This is a genomic window from Micromonospora sp. A200 (genome assembly GCF_029893845.1).
Classification (GTDB): Bacteria; Actinomycetota; Actinomycetes; order Mycobacteriales; family Micromonosporaceae; genus Micromonospora; species Micromonospora purpureochromogenes.
Genome location: NZ_JARXXY010000026.1, coordinates 47,150 through 63,653 on the forward strand (window position 1 = coordinate 47,150; position 16,504 = coordinate 63,653).

14 protein-coding genes and 1 riboswitch are annotated in these 16,504 nt (G+C 74.4%); of the genes, 6 read left to right on the top strand and 8 right to left on the bottom strand.

All coding sequences use genetic code 11. From position 1 onward, the window contains the following. Window positions 1-30: 30 nt before the first annotated feature. Genes M2302_RS23480 through M2302_RS23505 form a run of 6 tightly spaced genes read right to left on the bottom strand, consistent with a single transcriptional unit; the run spans window position 31 to window position 6,227 of the window. Window positions 31-543 carry a hypothetical protein gene (locus tag M2302_RS23480; RefSeq protein WP_280840001.1) on the bottom strand — a complete coding sequence of 171 codons (513 nt, stop codon included), beginning with the start codon at window positions 541-543 and terminating at the stop codon, window positions 31-33. Window positions 544-587: 44 nt separating this feature from the next. After that, window positions 588-1,340, bottom strand: coding sequence for an ATP/GTP-binding protein (locus tag M2302_RS23485; protein WP_280840002.1), 753 nt, complete (start codon window positions 1,338-1,340; stop codon window positions 588-590). Continuing rightward, window positions 1,318-1,806, bottom strand: coding sequence for a DUF742 domain-containing protein (locus tag M2302_RS23490; protein WP_280840003.1), 489 nt, complete (start codon window positions 1,804-1,806; stop codon window positions 1,318-1,320). The genes M2302_RS23485 and M2302_RS23490 overlap by 23 nt, the downstream gene beginning before the upstream one ends. After that, window positions 1,803-2,273, bottom strand: coding sequence for a roadblock/LC7 domain-containing protein (locus M2302_RS23495; RefSeq protein WP_280840004.1), 471 nt, complete (start codon window positions 2,271-2,273; stop codon window positions 1,803-1,805). The genes M2302_RS23490 and M2302_RS23495 overlap by 4 nt, the downstream gene beginning before the upstream one ends. Then, window positions 2,270-5,038, bottom strand: a complete 2,769-nt coding sequence (locus tag M2302_RS23500) for a nitrate- and nitrite sensing domain-containing protein (protein WP_280840005.1) — start codon at window positions 5,036-5,038, stop codon at window positions 2,270-2,272. Before M2302_RS23500 ends, M2302_RS23495 begins: the two co-directional genes overlap by 4 nt. Continuing rightward, a complete protein-coding gene (locus M2302_RS23505) occupies window positions 5,025-6,227 on the bottom strand; it encodes a hypothetical protein (RefSeq protein ID WP_280840006.1) in 1,203 nt (400 codons plus the stop codon). The genes M2302_RS23500 and M2302_RS23505 overlap by 14 nt, the downstream gene beginning before the upstream one ends. A gap of 379 nt (window positions 6,228-6,606) precedes the next feature. Between M2302_RS23505 and M2302_RS23510 the strand changes: the two genes are divergently transcribed. The 3 genes from M2302_RS23510 to M2302_RS23520 all read left to right on the top strand — a co-directional run bounded on the left by M2302_RS23510 (window position 6,607) and on the right by M2302_RS23520 (window position 10,955). Next, window positions 6,607-9,474 (top strand): alpha/beta fold hydrolase, encoded by a 2,868-nt coding sequence (locus M2302_RS23510; RefSeq protein ID WP_280840007.1) that lies wholly within the window; start codon window positions 6,607-6,609, stop codon window positions 9,472-9,474. Next, the gene (locus M2302_RS23515; protein WP_280840008.1) at window positions 9,474-10,382 is read left to right on the top strand and encodes an ABC transporter permease subunit; all 909 of its coding nucleotides are present in this window, start codon (window positions 9,474-9,476) and stop codon (window positions 10,380-10,382) included. The genes M2302_RS23510 and M2302_RS23515 overlap by 1 nt, the downstream gene beginning before the upstream one ends. Before the next feature lie 123 nt (window positions 10,383-10,505). Then, window positions 10,506-10,955: a DoxX family protein gene (locus M2302_RS23520; RefSeq protein ID WP_210773701.1), complete on the top strand. Its 450-nt coding sequence runs from the start codon at window positions 10,506-10,508 to the stop codon at window positions 10,953-10,955. Window positions 10,956-11,010: 55 nt separating this feature from the next. Here the strand turns inward: M2302_RS23520 and M2302_RS23525 are convergent, their stop codons facing one another. Together M2302_RS23525 and M2302_RS23530 are read right to left on the bottom strand one after the other, a co-directional pair. Beyond that, entirely contained in the window at window positions 11,011-11,355 is a 345-nt protein-coding gene (locus M2302_RS23525; protein WP_280840009.1) for a hypothetical protein, read from the bottom strand. Between the two features lie 35 nt (window positions 11,356-11,390). Further along, window positions 11,391-11,699, bottom strand: coding sequence for a hypothetical protein (locus M2302_RS23530; RefSeq protein ID WP_280840010.1), 309 nt, complete (start codon window positions 11,697-11,699; stop codon window positions 11,391-11,393). A gap of 135 nt (window positions 11,700-11,834) precedes the next feature. Then, window positions 11,835-11,967: riboswitch (SAM riboswitch) on the top strand. Window positions 11,968-11,977: 10 nt separating this feature from the next. Between M2302_RS23530 and thrC the strand changes: the two genes are divergently transcribed. From thrC to paaN, 3 genes are all read left to right on the top strand, one after another. Continuing rightward, window positions 11,978-13,267, top strand: coding sequence for a threonine synthase (gene thrC, locus M2302_RS23535; RefSeq protein ID WP_280840011.1), 1,290 nt, complete (start codon window positions 11,978-11,980; stop codon window positions 13,265-13,267). Between the two features lie 410 nt (window positions 13,268-13,677). After that, window positions 13,678-14,697: a GNAT family N-acetyltransferase gene (locus tag M2302_RS23540; RefSeq protein WP_280840012.1), complete on the top strand. Its 1,020-nt coding sequence runs from the start codon at window positions 13,678-13,680 to the stop codon at window positions 14,695-14,697. A 102-nt stretch (window positions 14,698-14,799) separates the two neighbouring features. After that, window positions 14,800-16,473, top strand: coding sequence for a phenylacetic acid degradation protein PaaN (gene paaN, locus M2302_RS23545; protein WP_280840013.1), 1,674 nt, complete (start codon window positions 14,800-14,802; stop codon window positions 16,471-16,473). The last annotated feature ends 31 nt before the right edge of the window (window positions 16,474-16,504 follow it).

Sequence of the window (16,504 nt, forward strand, 5' to 3'; positions counted from 1 at the left end):
GCCCCCGACACCCCCGCCCGGCCGTCACGGTCACCGGTCGTCGGCGAGCAGCGACGGGTCCCGGCGGACCATCTCGGCCAGCCGGGCCGCCTGGTCGGCGCCCGTCCCGTCCCGGCCCGCCGACCACACCGGCCCGGTGTTGACCGGCCTCGGCCAGGGCGGCGGGGGCGTGGCCGTGTTCTCCGCGGCGACCGTCACCGCCGTGTCCGCCCAGTCGACCCGCAGCGGGTACGTCCGGCCCTCGTGCTCCACCCGCATGACGACCGACAACCCGGGGTGCTCGGCCACCACCTGGCGGACCGCCTCGGCGACCTCCTCCACCGGGTCGCGCCCGTGGGCGGCCGACCGTCCCACCCCGGTCCGCGCCGCCTCCGACCGGCCGGCCCCGTCCCACCCCGGGCCGTCCGACCGCCCGGGGTGGCCGGTCGCCTCGAAGGCGACGGTCGACGCCCCGGCCTCCTCGCCCGGCTCGCCCGCCCGGCGCCGCAGCGCCTCCTCCCGGCGGGCCAGCCGGGCCAGCGTCTCGTCCAGACCACCTCTCATCACGTCCCCCTCTTCCTGATGAACGGGTCGTACCGGCGAACGGTTCACGTCCCCCTCTCCCGGGTGGCGCGGTCCAGCGCGCCGTCCAGGACGACCAGCAGGGCGTCCCGCACCGAGAGCCGGTCCCGGGCGTCGAACCGCACCAGCGGCACGTGGTCGCCGATCGCCAGCGCCCACCGGATCGCCCCCAGGTCGTGCGCCAGCCGTCCGTCGAAGGCGTTCACCCCGACGACGAACGGCAGCCCGGCCCGCTCGAAGAAGTCGATGGCTGGGTAGCAGTCGTCCAGCCGCGCGCTGTCCACCACCACCAGCGCGCCGAGCGCGCCCCGGGCCAGGTCCTCCCACATGAACCCGAACCGGGCCTGCCCGGGCGTGCCGAACAGGTAGAGCTTGAGGGTGCGGTCGATGGTGACGCAGCCGAAGTCCATCGCCACCGTGGTGGTGGTCTTCGTGCTCCGTACGCCCGGATCGTCCACGCCGAGGCCCGCGCTCGTCATCGACGCCTCGGTGGTCAGCGGGGCGATCTCGGAGATCGCGCCGACCGTGGTGGTCTTGCCGACGCCGAAGCCCCCGGCGATGAGGATCTTCACCGGGATCGGCGGCCGGCCACCCGGCGCGGTCCGGGCCGCCCCGCCCGTGGCGGCCGGCGGCCGGTACGGCGGTGGCGGGGTCGCGGGCGGCGCGGGCGGTACGTCCTGCCCACCGCCCACCGGGCTGCCGTAGCGGGTGGCGGCGCTGTTCGAGGAGACCCCGCCCAGCGGGGCGACCGGCCATTCAGGAGATCGCACGGAGTCCATCAATCACTCGCAGGATGAGGTCGGGGTCGAGGGCGTCGTCGACGCCCCCGACGTGCACGTCGAGGTGGCCGGCGGCCCGCAGGTCGCCGACCAGGACGCAGGCCACGCCGAAGTGCATCCGCATCCGGGCGGAGATCTCGGCGACCGAGATCGGTTCACCGCAGAGCGCGATGATCGCCTGCAACTCCGGGGCGAGCCGGGCCGCCGAGGTGGCCGTCCACGGGCCGCCGCCCGGTCGCGCGGTCACCTGGGTCTCCAGACCGATCGCCGGGTCGGTACCGGTGACCCGCCCGGCGGTGAGCACGAACGGGCGCGGGCCGGCCGGCCGTTCGGCCCGCGGGTCGGGCCCGGGCGCCGGCCTCGTCGCCGGTACGCCCCCGCCGGTCGGTGCCGGCGTCCGCAGGTAGGGACGGATCCGGACCATCGGGTCCGGTTCCGGTCCCTCGCCGGCGGCCTGCGGGGTCATTGCTGAACGGCGTTCTTCAGCTCGGCGATGAGGGTCGGGCTGAGGGCGCCGCCGGCCCGCCCGGCGAAGAGGGTCATCTCGTACGCCACGGTGCCCAGGTTGGCCGACCGGTCGGCGACGACGCCGAGCACCGAGCCACTGCTGATCGCGCTGATCAGCAGGTAGCCGTCGGCCATGTCCACGATCACCCGGTTCAGGCCGCCGAGGGTGTACCAGCTCGCCGCGCCGCCGGCCAGGCTCGTCATGCCGGAGACGACGGCGGCGAGCCGCTCGGCGTTGGACCGGTCCTTGATGGCCGACATGGCCATCAGCAGCCCGTCCGAGGAGACGGCGATCGCCTCCAGGACCCCGGCGGTGCTCGACGTGAACGAGTCCAGCAGCCAGTTGAAGGTGCGTGCCTCCGGGCTGAGGTCGGGCCCGGCGTGGGTCGGGTGGTCGACGTTGTCGTGCAGGAAGGGGCTGGTCACCGTGATGATTCCTCTTCGTCGTGGCGGTGGTCGGTGTTGACTTCACGCAGAGCACGGGCGACGCCCGCCTCGAACTCCGTGATCAGCTCCCGGACCTCGGTCGGGTCCTGCGGCGGCTGGCTCACCTGGGCCTGCTGCGGCGGGGTGACCGCCAGGTTGGCCCCGGGCACCCGTCGGCTCAGCCGTGGCCGGCCCGGGGTGGCGCCGAGGTCGGCCCAGCCGGACTGCTCGGCCCGGCGTACCCCGGACTGGAACTGCTCGACCAGCGTCCGGGCGGCGTCCGGGTCCGCGCCGGTGGCGTCCACCGGGCCGATCGCCGGCTCGGCCGGTGACAGGGTCGCCCCCGGCACCCGCTGCCGGACCGTCGGCGTCCCGGCCTCGCCGGGCGGTGGCCAGGACGGCGGGCCGGCCGGCGCGAAGAGCGACGGCGCGGGCGCCGCCGGGACGGGCGGCGCCTCCGCCCACGGTGGGCCGGCCGCCGGCGTGAAGAGCGACGGCGCGAGCGACAGCTCCACCGACTGCGGGGCGGGGGCCGGCGGCCGGCCGGCGACCGGCACGTCCGCACCGGTCGGCGCGGGTCGGCCGGCGACCTCGTCGGGCCGGCGCCGTCGCGGCAGCCCGCCGGGGGTGGCCGGGTCCGCCGCGGCGTCCGGGTCGGGCTGCCGGATCTCCAGGAACGCGGTGCCCCCGGTCGGTGCCGCCCCGGCGCCGAACGCGTCCCAGGATTCGCCGGCCGCCATCGTGCGGGTGGCCCGGTTCAGCAGCGCGGGATCGAAGGTGGCGGCCGGGCTGTCGGCCGGCGCCGCGGTGAGTGCGCGGCCGGACCGGGCCGGGTCGATCGCGGCGGCCGGCGACCGCCGGTCCCGATCCGGTACGGCGGCCCGCGCCACGGTCGCGCCGGCCGGGTCGGCCGGCCGTACCACCAGCAGCGGGTGCGGCACGTCCAGCCGGGCGGTGACCCCGCCGCCGGCGGTCGGGGCGAGGCGCACCGTCCAGCCGTGCCGGCGGGCCAGCCGGCCCACCACGAAGAGGCCGAGCACCTCGGTGGGGGCCAGGTCCAGCCGCTCCCGGCGGGTCAGCCGGGCGTTCTCCTCGGCCAGCCGGTCCTCGGTCATGCCGATGCCCCGGTCCACCACGCAGATCCGGGCGCCGATCTCGGTCAGCTCGCCGGAGACCACCACCCGGGTGTGCGGCGGCGAGAAGACGGTGGCGTTCTCCATCAGCTCGGCCAGCGCCAGCACCAGGTCGCCGGCGATGGCGGGCGCGGCGGAAATCTCGGCCGGCACCCGCACGTCGACCCGGGTGTAGTCCTCGATCTCGCCCAGCGCCAGCCGTACCACGTCGGCCAGCGGCACCGGGGCGACGTGCCCGTCGCTGCCGGTCGCGCCGGAGAGCACCACCAGGCTGCCCGCGTTGCGGCGCAGCCGGCTGGAGATGTGGTCCAGCCGGTACAGGTGCGCCAGCCGGCCCGGGTCGGTCTCCTGCCGCTCCAGCCGGTCGATCAGCGCGATCTGCCGGCCGACCAGGTTCTGGGTACGCCGTCCGACGTGGCCGAACATCTGCGCCACGTTGCGCCGGCCGGCCACCTGGCGCTCGACCAGCCGGGCGGCGGTGCTCTGCACCCGCTCGAAGGCGCGGGCCAGGTCGCCGATCTCGTCCCGGGCCCGGACGTCGACCGGGTCGAGGCGTACCGGGGGGCCGGTGTCGGACTCGTCGTCGGCGACCCGCACCAGCTCGGCCTCGGCGACCCGGGCCACCCGGTCGGCGGAGCGGGTGAGTCGGGTCAGCGGCCGGGCGACCGTACGGGCCACCGCGACGCTGAGCAGCACCACGGTCAGCAGGACCAGGCCGGCCGCCCCGGCCACCAGCCAGGCCGTGGTGAGCGCCCAGCGCTTGTCGGCGGTGGTCTGGGCGATGACGTCGGCGACGACCTTCTTCTCCACGAACTGGCCGAGGGTGATCATCGAGCGGACCGACGGGAAGAGCGCGTCCAGCGGGACGTCCCGGATCGCCGCGATCGGGTCCTGGACGCTGTCGACGAGGAAGGTCGGGCTGGTCCGGGCGGCCACCGCCGCGTCGTCCAGCAGGGCGAGCTGGTACTGCTCCGGGGTGATCAGGCTGCGGAACCGCAGGTTGTCCACCTGGAGCGCGGCCATGCAGGCGATGTAGGAGGCGGACACCCGCGGGTTGCTGGTCGCCTTGACCAGCACGATCAGGGTGGCGCAGGCGCCCAGCCCCTCGTCGGCCCGCAGCAGCGCGTCGAGCGCCAGCACCTGCCGCCCGGCGGGGACGGTGGTGTCCACCTTCGACGGCAGCTGCAACGAGTCGATCAGGGCCATGTCGATCGGCCCGTACGCCTCCATCACCTGGGCCGGGGTGGCGGCGCGGGTGAGCACCTGGGTGCGCAGCTCGGCGAGTTCGTGCACCCCGTCCAGGGCGGCGGTGGTCTCGGCGGAGAGCCGGCCGGCGTAGTCGGCGCGCAGGTCGGCGACCAGGTCGTCCACCATGGCCGCCTTCTGGATCAGCTCACTGCGCTGCACCCGGCCGAGCAGCAGCCCCACCGACATGACGCGTTCCTGCTGGAGGTCCTGGACCAGGCTGCCGATCCGGCTGGCGAGCCGCACGGTGTCGGCGGTCTCGCCGGCCCGCTGGGCGGCGGCGACCCGGTCGAGCACCACCGGTACGGCCAGCCCGACCGTGCTGAGCAGCGGGATGAAGACCAGCAGGGCGAGCTTTCCCCGGATCCGGAGCCTACCGAGCAGCATCGAAGGGCCCCCAGCGTTCGGATCCGCCGTCGCGGCCCGAGCCGGCCGGCTGGAGCAGCCGGTGGTCCTCCGGGCGGATGCTCCGCTCCGCCGCCGGCGGCGCCCAGCGCTGCGGCTCGGGCACCGTGTCGGTGTCGCCGTCGCCGGCGCGCCGGGCCTCGGCGGTGTACCGCCGCGCCCGCCGGTACGCGGCGATCAGCACGCCGGCGAGGAGCAGCACGAGCAGCACCGCCGTGCCGGCGGCCCCGGCGGCCAGCCGGCGGTCCCGGTCGTACGACTCGATCCGCTCCTTCAGCAGCGCGTCGAGCTGGTCGAGGATGACCGGCTGGAGCTGCCGGGCGGCGGACTGCGCGTTGAGCCGGGCGGCGGCGACCTGGCCGGGGTCGGCGAGCCCGGTCTTCGATCCGGCGCTCGGCCCGGAGAAGGCGGCGAGCGCCTCGACGGCACGCTGGTAGGTGTCCAGCGGGGTGAGCACGTTGGTACCGAGGTCGGTGCTCTCCGAGCTGTCCACCGCCTCGCGCAGGTCGGCGACCAGGTCGGTGGCGGAGGCGAGCGCGCCGACCCGCAGCTCGGCCAGTTCGCCCTGGGTGCGGGCGCGTTCGGCGGCCGGCCGGGTGGCGCCGAGCGCGCTCAGGTCGGCGAGCCGGCCGGCGGCGACCATGGCGGTCGGCAGGTCCAGGCCGATGCTGTCCTGGAGGAAGAAGGAGTCCTGCCGGGGGTCGCGGACCAGACCGGAGCTCTCCCGCACCTTGCGGTGCAGGGCCAGCAGCAGGTCGGTGACCTCCCCGTACGCGACGAAGGCGGCCTCCGGGTCGGTGAGCGGCCGCTCCGGCAGCGCCTCCAGCTTGGCGCGCAGGCCGGCCCACCGCTCGTGGCTGCGCAGCTCGTCGCCGATGCGCACGTCGACCCCGGCGGCGTCCCGGACGGCCCGGTCCAGCGCGTCGCGGCCGGCGGGGCGGCCGGCCACCGCGGCGGACTGGGCGTCCACCAGCGCCTCGGTCACCGGGCCGAGCGCGCGCAGGTACTCGACGCCGAGTCGTTCCCGGACCGCCAGGTCGCGGTCGTCGCCGGTGAGCCGGTCATGCTGCGCGAAGAGGAAGGCCACCGGCGCCAGCATCGCCACGACGAGCAGCAGCGGCAGTACGCGGCCGGAGGGCCGTCGACGGACCCGCTGCGCGGGGACGGTCATGGGTCTGTCTCCTCCGGCGACGGCGGGGGATCTCCTCCGGGTGTCGGGGGTCGCCAATGGAGTCCCGTACACCGGACCGGAAAACTAACCGACCCGGCCCTGGCTCATGCCGTGGTTGTTCAGTCAACTTCGCGTCACTACGAGCGATGTCACATGCCGTTCACCGATCGCCACGGAAAGTGTCGCCGGGGTAGCCGTCATGGTCTGATCCGAGTCGATTTGGGAGCTAAGATCGGAATTCACGTGATCCGAAGTCGTCCCCCCGGTAATGGTCTGGACGGCGCGCGCTCGATCGACCCCGCTCGTCGATCGGACGAACCGGACGGACGTACGGAGGATCCCAGCCAACGCTCAGGAACCGGGCCGTACCGTGAGCCACATGAGATCACCGCTGTCGGCCGCGTGGCTGCGGCGCGTCCTGGCCAGCCGCCGCCGGGTCGCGGTCGCGTCGGTGGTCGTCGTGCTGCTGGTCGCCGCCGCCGTCTGGGCGGCCCGACCGGACCGGCCCGGCTTCCGCACCGAGTCCGCCCTGGTCACCGTCCGATCCGGACCGGCCGGCGACCAGCCGGTCGAACTGGACACCACGCTCTGGCTGCCCGACGACGCCTCGGCCGACCGCAGGGTGCCGGCGGTGCTGCTGGCGCACGGCTTCGGCGGTACGAAGGACTCGGTCCGGTCCGACGCGGAGGACCTCGTCACCCGCGGCTACGCCGTGCTGACCTGGACCGCGCGTGGCTTCGGCCGCAGCGGCGGCCAGATCCACCTGGACCACCCCGACTATGAGATCCGGGACGCCCAGCGGCTGCTGGACCGGCTCGCGGAGCGCCCGGAGATCCGCACCGACGCCGCCGGCGACCCCCGGGTGGGCGTGGTCGGCGGCTCGTACGGCGGCGGCCTGGCCCTGCTGCTGGCCGCCCAGGACCAGCGGGTCGACGCGATCGTCCCGATGATCACCTGGAACGACCTCTCCCGGGCCTTCCTCCCGGAGAGCACTGGCCGGCCGGCGACCGACGGGGTGTTCAAGAGGGGCTGGGCCGGGATCTTCTTCGGCGGCGGCGGCAACGCGGGCTCCGGGCCGGCCGGGCTCTCCGGCACCTCGGCCGCCCAGCCGGAGGGCGCTCCCGCTTCCGCCGGACCGGCCAGCCCGGCGCCGGGCGCGGGACCGGGCACCGGTCCGGGGCCCGGCCCCGCGCCGGCCGCCGACCCGTCCTGCGGCCGGTTCGCCGCCGACATCTGCGCCGCGTACCTGCGGATCGCCACCACCGGGCGGGCCGACCAGGCGGCGGTGGACCTGCTGCGCCGCTCCTCGCCGGCCGGCGTCCTCGACCGGATCAAGGCGCCGACCCTGCTGGTGCAGGGCGAGGCGGACAGCCTCTTCCCGCTGACCGAGGCGGACGCCAACGCGCGCGGCATCGCCGCCGCCGGCACCCCGGTGCGGGTGGCCTGGTTCACCGGCGGCCACGACGGCGGCACCGGGCCGACCAGCGACTCCGACCGGGTGAAGTTCCTGACCGCGCAGTGGCTCGACCACTACGTCAAGGGCGAGGGGGCGGCTCCCGGCGACGGCTTCACCTTCTCCCGGATCGCCGGCTTCGACGCCCTCGACCGGGGGCTGGTGGCCACCGGCTACCGCACCGCCGACTACCCGGGCATCGCCGGGGACGCCCGGCGCGAGGTCGCCGTCACCGGCCCGGCCCAGCCGATCGCCAACCCGCCGAACGGCAACCCGGCGGCGATCTCCTCGGTACCCTTCGCCGGCGCGCTCGGCTCGCTGCTCGGCGGGGTGGCCGGCGACGTCCCCGGCCAGCACGCCCGGTTCGAGTCGGCGCCGCTGGCCGACGCGGTGGACGTCGCCGGGTCACCCACCTTCGCGCTCCGGGCGGCCTCGCCGACCGGTGCGGCGGTGCTCTTCGTCAAGCTCTACGACGTCGACCCGAACGGCGCCGCGACGCTCCCCGACGGCCTGGTCGCCCCGGTGCGGCTGACCGGCCTGCCGAAGAGCCTCGACGGCGCGCGGCCGGTCACCGTCACGCTGCCGGCGATCGTCCGCCGGATCGAGGCCGGGCACCGGCTGCGGGTCGTGGTCGCCACCTCCGACCAGGCGTACACCACGCCCGCCGAGCCGACCGTCTACACGGTGGCGACGGGCGACGCCCCGGTCAGCCTGCCGACGGTCGACGCCGAGCCGATCCCCACCACCGCCACCGTCTGGCGCTGGGTGCTGGTCGGGCTGCTCGCCGCCATCGCGGTCGGGCTCGCCGTGGTCGTCGCCGTCGCCCGCCGCCGGCACCGCCGCCAGGACAGCTCGGTCCACCCGGAGTACGCGGGCGTCCCACTCGCCGTCCGCCAGCTCCGCAAGGAGTACGCCGACGGCTTCGTCGCCGTCTCCAACGTGGACTTCGAGGTGCACCCCGGGCAGGTGGTCGGCCTGCTCGGGCCGAACGGCGCGGGCAAGACCACCACCCTGCGGGTGCTGATGGGGCTGACCCAGCCCACCGCCGGGGAGATCTACGTCTTCGGGCACCGGCTGGTGCCGGGCTCGCCGGTGCTGTCCCGGATCGGCGCGCTGGTCGAGGGGCCCGGCTTCCTGCCGCACCTGTCCGGGCTAAAGAACCTGAGGGCGTACTGGCGGGCCACCGGGCGGCCGGCTGCCGACGCGCACTTCGACGAGGCGCTGGAGATCGCCGGACTGGGCGACTCGGTGCACCGGCGGATCAAGAACTACAGCCACGGCATGAAGCAGCGGCTGGCCATCGCGCAGGCCATGCTCGGCCTGCCGGAGCTGCTGGTGCTGGACGAGCCGACCGACGGGCTCGACCCGCCGCAGATCGCCGAGATGCGCCGGGTGCTCCAGCGGTACGCCACCGACGGCCGGGCGGTGCTGGTCTCCAGCCACCTGCTCGCCGAGGTGGAGCAGACCTGCACCCACGCGGTGGTGGTCAACAAGGGCCGAATCGTCGCCTCCGGGCCGGTCGAGGAGATCGTCGGCGATTCGCCGAGCGTGCTCTTCGACGTGACCGACCCGGCCGCCGCGCGGGTCGTGCTGGACCGCCTGAAGGGGGTCCGGGTGCTGCCCGACGGTGACGGCGGCCTGGTGGTAGACACCAACGGCACCGCGCGCAGCGAGGTGGTGGCGGAGCTGGTCCGGGCCGGGATCGGGGTGGACCGGGTGGTGCCGCGGCGCCGCCTGGAGGACGCGTTCCTCGCCCTGGTGGGCGAGAATTCTCGGGGAAGCGGGGACCGGTGATGGCGGGCTCATCCATCGACACGGCGGGTCCGGCCGACGCCGGCCGGGTCGGACCGGGCGGGGCGGCCGCCGGCTACCGGCCGTCGGCGACCCTGCCGTTCGCGGCCGAGTTCCGCCGGCAGGCGTCGCGGCGGCGTACCCAGCTCGCGCTGGGGTTCATGGTGCTGCTGCCGCTGATCATCCTGATCGCCTTCCAGTTCGACTCTGGCGACGACGACGACAACGGGCGCAACGAGTTCGGCAGCCTGGTCGAGCTGGCCACCTCGGGCGGGCTCAACTTCACCCTCTTCTCGATCTTCGTCTCGGCGTCGTTCCTGCTGGTCGTGGTCGTGGCCCTGTTCTGCGGGGACACCGTGGCCAGCGAGGCGAGCTGGGGCAGCCTGCGCTACCTGCTGGCGGTGCCGGTGCCCCGGTCCCGGCTGCTCGCGGTGAAGCTGCTGGTCGCGCTCGCGTACTCGGCGCTGGCCCTGCTGCTGCTCGCCGGCACCGCCCTGCTCGCCGGCACCCTGCGGTACGGCTGGGAGCCGCTGCGCAGCCAGGTCGCGGCGGAACTGGCGCCGAGCGACGGGCTGCTGCGGCTGCTGGCGGTGCTCGGCTACCTGGCGGTCGTCCTGCTGGTGGTGGCCGGGTTGGCCTTCCTGCTGTCGGTGACCACGGACGCCGCGCTCGGCGCGGTCGGTGGCGCGGTGCTGCTCTGGATCCTCTCCAGCATCCTGGATCAGATCACCGCCCTCGGCGGGCTGCGCAACTTCCTGCCGACGCACTACAGCACCGCCTGGCTCGGCCTGCTCTCCACTCCGGTGCAGACCGACGACGTGGTGCGGGGCGCGATCTCGGCGGTGAGCTACGCGACGCTCTTCTGGGGGCTGGCCTTCTGGCGGTTCACCCGAAAGGATGTCACGAGCTGACGGCGGGGTGGCCTTGAGCGTTGAATCGCCCAGACGGCGCGTTCGTTAACAAAAAGTTCATTAGGTCGGATATTTCCTGGCTGATCCTGGGTGCACCGTTTCCACTCACCCGGAGGTAGCGAGATGAATCTCGACCGGTTCAACGGACCCGCCCTGTCCCTCTTCCGTATGGTCATCGGCCTGCTCTTCCTCTGCCACGGCCTGTCGTCGCTCTTCGGCGTGCTCGGTGGCGCCCGCGGCACAGGCGAGTCGCTGCCCGTGGGGCAGTGGCCGGGTTGGTGGGCGGCGCTGATCCAGGCGGTGTGCGGCGCGCTGGTGCTGGTCGGGCTCCTCACCCGGCCCGCCGCGCTGCTCGCCTCCGGCTCGATGGCGTACGCCTACTTCGTCGTGCATCAGCCGGACGGCCTGTTGCCGATACACAACAACGGCGAGCTCGCCGCCCTGTTCTGCTGGGCGTTCGCCCTGGTGGTCGTGCTCGGGCCGGGCAGTTGGGCGCTCGACCGCCTGATCGGTCGACGCCGCGCCGGCGTGGCCACCCCCGCGCCGGCGGGCCGGAACTCCGTACCCGCCTGACCCCGCCGGCCACCATCCGCCGGAGCCGTTCCGCACGGCTCCGGCGGCGACCCGGTCAGGGCGAGTACGGCGCGTCGGTGTGGCCCACCTCGACCAGCGTCGGGCCCGAGAGCTGGTACGTCGACGTGCGCCTGATGTCCAGCTCGGCCATGCTCCTGCCGTCGCTGCGGGTCAGCCAGACGACGGTGGCCTGCTGCCCGGCCACCTTGACCGACAGGACCGGGGTGCGGTCGCCGAGATCGGCCAGCGCCCGGAAGGCCGGCTTGCCGCCGCTGTTGCGCCAGGCGAGCACGGTGAAGAAGGTGCCGCTGCCCCCGCCGTTCAACGCGACCACGCCGACCGCGTCGGCCGCCCCGTCCCCGTCGAGGTCGCCGATCCCGCACGGCTTCTGCAACAGCACGGTCGCGCCGTCCTCGCCCGACCAGCGGCCCTCGATCAGCGGCAGGTGGTCCGGGTAGCCGTTGTAGGCACCTTGGCGCTGCCGACGTGCGCACCGGCGAGCTGCTTGCAGGTCAGCGCCGGGGCGGCGGGCGGCTTCGGCTTCGCCGTCAGGGTCTCCGCCGGAGCGGGCGCGGCCGGCGCCGCCGTGGTCGGCGTGGCGCTGGGCGCGATGGCGGCCGGAGCCGCGTCCGCCGACGGGGTGACGGTGGTGGACGCGGTGTCGGTCGTCCCGGTGTCACCTCCGCACGCGGTGAGCAGGCAGGCCAACGTGACGGCCGCGAAGCTCGGCAGGGTCCGGCGCATGGGCGGAGATTTCCTCTCTCGACGGGATCGCCCGCACCGTACCGACCCCCCGCCACCCACGGCCTCAGCTCACAGCGTGGGAACCGGGGTCGGGTTCGGGTCGCGGAACTTCTAGACTCGGTGGCACAACTGCATACCTCATCCAGAGGGGCTGAGGGATACGGCCCGACGACGCCCCGGCAACCACCCGCACGCTCGATGACGAGCCGGCGCGGGCAGGTGCCAATTCCGTCCCCGCCGCAGGGTGCGATGCGGGGAAAGATGAGAGGACTCTCGACATGACGTCGACGCTTCCCGCCGCCCCCGGCATCGACACCACCGCCAGCCCGGCCCGCGCCCTGGTCTGCCGCGCCTGTTCCGCGCGGTACCCGCTCGCCGCCCAGCACGCCTGCTACGAGTGTTTCGGGCCGCTGGAGGTGGACTACGACACCGCCGCCCTGGCCGCCGTCACCCGGGAGCGGATCGAGGCCGGCCCGCAGAACATCTGGCGGTACGCCGCCCTGCTCCCCGCCGGCCAGGACCCGGCCACCCGGGTGACGCTCGACCCGGGGCTGACCCCGCTGGTCGCCGCCCCGCACCTGGCCGCCGAGCTGGGCATCACCGCGCCGCTCTGGGTCAAGGACGACAGCGCCAACCCGACCCACTCGTTCAAGGACCGGGTGGTCTCGGTGGCGCTGACCGCCGCTCGGGCGCTCGGCTTCACCCGGTTCGCCTGCGCCTCCACCGGCAACCTGGCCAACTCGGTGGCCGCCCACGCGGCCCGGGCCGGCGTGCCCTCGGTGGTCTTCATCCCCGGTGACCTGGAGCAGGGCAAGGTGGTCACCACCGCCGTCTACGGCGGCGAGCTGGTCGCCATCGACGGGTCGTACGACGACGTGAACCGGCTCTGCGGCGAGCTGGTAGAGACCGACGAGTTCGAGGACACCGCGTTCGTCAACGTCAACGTCCGCCCGTACTACGCGGAGGGCTCCAAGACCCTCGGCTACGAGGTGGCCGAGCAGCTCGGCTGGCGGATCCCGGCCCAGGTGGTCATCCCGATGGCCAGCGGCGAGCTGCTCACCAAGATCGACAAGGCGTTCTCCGAGCTGGTCGAGATCGGCCTGGTCGAGGCGCCGACCGGTGGCTGGAAGGTCTTCGGCGCCCAGTCCGCCGGCTGCAACCCGATCGCGGTCGCGCTGCACGGCGACAGCGACACCATCGTCCCGGTCAAGCCGACCGGCATCGCCAAGTCGCTCAACATCGGCGACCCGGCCGCCGGCCTCTACGCCCTGGAGGCGGTGCGCCGCACCGGCGGCTGGATGGAGTACGTGGACGACGAGGAGATCCGGGCCGGCATCCGGCTGCTCGCCCGGACCACCGGGGTGTTCGCCGAGACGGCCGGCGGGGTGACGGTGGCGGTGCTGCGCAAGCTGGTCGAGTCCGGCCGGCTCGACCCGACCGCGGAGACCGTCGTGTTCAACACCGGCGAGGGCCTGAAGACCATCGACGCGGTCGCCGGCCAGGTCGGCCCGACCCACCGGATCAAGCCCTCGCTGCGCGCCGCCCGCGACGCCGGCCTCCTCGCCTGACGCCGCCGGCCCGCTTGATCGACCCCCGTTTGCGGCGTGTCGCGCCCTCCCGCCGCCGGGACACCGCGACACGCCGCAAACGGGGGCGGCGGTGGGCGGCCCGCGCAGCCGGAGCGGGGCGAGGGGTCGGCCGCGCGGGGGATGGGCGGATCGCCCGGACGGGGGATCGGGTCGATCCGCCGGGTAACTGGCTTTTCGCTGTGAGTGTGGAAAACCCGCCGACAAGGACTTGACGACAGGAACCGGACGGCGCAAGATGCTCCGTGCGGGAGGGCGATCCGCCGGAGACTTTGAGTTCTTACGACCCAACGCCGGAGGCGTTGTGTGGACGTCCCTCCCGACCAACGTCCGAACGGGCCAGCGAGAAAATCGCTGGCCCGTTCGCTTTCCGGTGCCGCAGGCTCACCGGCATGGGCATCTCCCTCACGGCGCTGGAGCCGACCGACCAGACCGCCGTCGACGCGGCGTACCGGATCGGGGCGGCGGTCACCGACGCGGACGCGCCGGACCTCCCGCCGTACTGCCGGCGGCGCTTCGAGGCGCTGGTCCGGCACCCGATGCCGGGCCTCGTCGTGCACTGGGCGCTGGCCCGGCTCGACGGGGTGCCGGCCGGCTGGCTCCGCCTCGAGCTGCCGCAACTGGACAACACCGACAACGCCGTCGCCGAACTGGTGGTGCACCCGGCGTACCGGCGGCGGGGCGTCGGCCGGGCGCTGCACGAGCACGGGGTGCGGCTGCTCCGCGACGCGGGGCGCAAGCGGGTGGTGGGGGAGGTCGTCTCGGCCCTGCCCGGCGGCCCGGCCCGCGACCCCGCCGGAGCGGCCTTCGCCGCGGCGGTCGGCGCCCGCCCCGCGCTGGCGGCGGTACGCCGCCGGCTGGACACCACCACGCTCGACCGGGCCGCGTTGGACACCCTGCTGGCCGGCGCCCGGAGCGCGGCCGCCGGCTACCGCACGGTCCGCTGGCAGCAGGCCACCCCCGAGGAGTACGTCGACGACGTCGCCTACCTGGAGGGCCGGCTGATGACCGACGCGCCCCTGGGCGACCTCGAGTGGGAGCAGGAGCGGGTCGACGCGGACCGGATCCGGGGCACCGAGCGGGCGCTCGACCTCCGGGGCAGCCGCCGCTACCACGTCGCGGCGGTCGACGAGCGCTCCGGCCGGCTGGTCGCCTGGAGCATGCTCAGCCTCGGCGCCAGCGCGGACTGGCACGCCTGGCAGCAGATCACCATCGTCGACCCGGCCCACCGCGGCCACCGGCTGGGTCTGCTCACCAAGATCGAGAACCTCGGGCACGCCCTGGCGTACGAACCGGCGCTGCGCGCGATCGACACCTTCAACGCGGCGGAGAACGAGCACATGATCCGGATCAACGAGGAGCTCGGCTTCCGGCCGGTCGACGCCTCGACGGAGTGGCAACTGACGCTCTGACCGCCGGGGAACCAGCGGGCGGCCGGACCGAGCGGCGGGTGACGATCCCACTTGTGACACTGCTCTACTGATCTGGGACCAACCTGTTGCATGATGGCGGGCATGACGGAGACCCCGCACCCCCTGTACGACAGGCACGCCGACACCCTGAACCGTGCGCTGACCGCCATCACGGAGCGGGGATACTGGTCCGCCTATCCCGAGTCACCCAGCCCCCGGGTGTACGGCGAGACCGCCGCCGCCGACGGCAAGGCCGCCTTCGAGGCGTACCTGAACGGCGACTTCCCCCTCGACCAGCCCGGCTCGGGCGACCGGGTCGCCACCGAGACCAGCCCCTTCGGGCTGGAGCTGAACGTGCGCTACCCGCACGCCGCCGCCGACGAGCTGGTCGCCGCCGCCTCCGCCGCCCTGCCGGCCTGGCGCGACGCCGGCCCGCAGGCCCGGGTGGGCGTCTGCCTGGAGATCCTCGACCGGCTGCACAAGCACATCTTCGAGCTCGCCAACGCGGTGCAGTTCACCAGCGGCCAGGCGTTCGTGATGGCCTTCCAGGCCGGCGGCGCGCACGCGCTGGACCGCGCGCTGGAGGCGCTCGCCTACGCGTACGCCGAGATGACCCGGCACCCGGGGACGGCCGGCTGGGAGAAGGCGGCCGGCAAGGGCGACCCGCTGCGGATGACCAAGACGTTCCACGTGGTGCCCCGGGGCGTGGCGCTGGTGATCGGCTGCAACACCTTCCCCACCTGGAACTCGTACCCGGGTCTCTTCGCCTCGCTGGTCACCGGCAACCCGGTGGTCGTCAAGCCGCACCCGCGCGCGGTGCTGCCGCTGGCCATCACCGTCCGGTACGCCCGCGAGGTGCTGGCCGAGGCCGGGTTCGACCCCAACCTGGTGCTGCTCGCCCCCGAGGGGCCGGGCGAGAAGCTCGCCTCCACCCTGGCGCTGCACCCCGCCGTGAAGATCGTCGACTTCACCGGCTCCACCGAGTACGGCGACTGGCTGGAGGCGAACGCCCGGCAGGCGGCCGTCTACACCGAGAAGGCCGGCCTGAACACGGTGGTCATCGACTCCACCGACGACTTCGCCGGCTTGTGCCGCAACCTCGGCTTCACGCTGACCCTGTACAGCGGCCAGATGTGCACCACCTCGCAGAACATCCTCATCCCGGCCGGCGGCATCGAGACCGACCAGGGGCACAAGAGCTTCGACGAGGTGGCCGCCGGCATCGCTGGCGCGGTCGGCAAGCTCACCGCCGACCCGGCGCGCGGGGTCGAGCTGACCGGCGCCATCGTCAACGTCGGGGTGCTGGAGCGGCTCGACGAGGTGACCAAGGTCGGCGAGCCGGTGCTGGAGTCGCGTACCGTCGAGCACCCGGCGCTGCCCGGCGCGGTGGTGCGGACGCCGACCATCGTGAAGCTGGCCGCCGACGACACCGCGACCTACGGCCGGGAGTGGTTCGGGCCGATCTCCTTCGTCATCGCCACCGATTCCACCGCGCACAGCCTGGAGATCATGCGCGCGACGGTGGGGGAGAAGGGCGCGCTGACCGCCGCCGTCTACTCCACCGACGAGGCCGTGCTGGACGCGACCGAGGCCGCCGCGGTCGACGTCGGCGTGCACCTGTCCTGCAACCTGACCGGCGGGGTCTTCGTGAACCAGTCGGCCGCGTTCTCGGACTTCCACGGCAGCGGCGCCAACCCGGCCGCGAACGCCGCGCTGACCGATGGGGCGTACGTGGCGAACCGGTTCCGGATCGTGCAGAGCCGGCGGCACGTCTAGGCCTTCGTCTCGGGGCTAGGCCTTCGCCTTT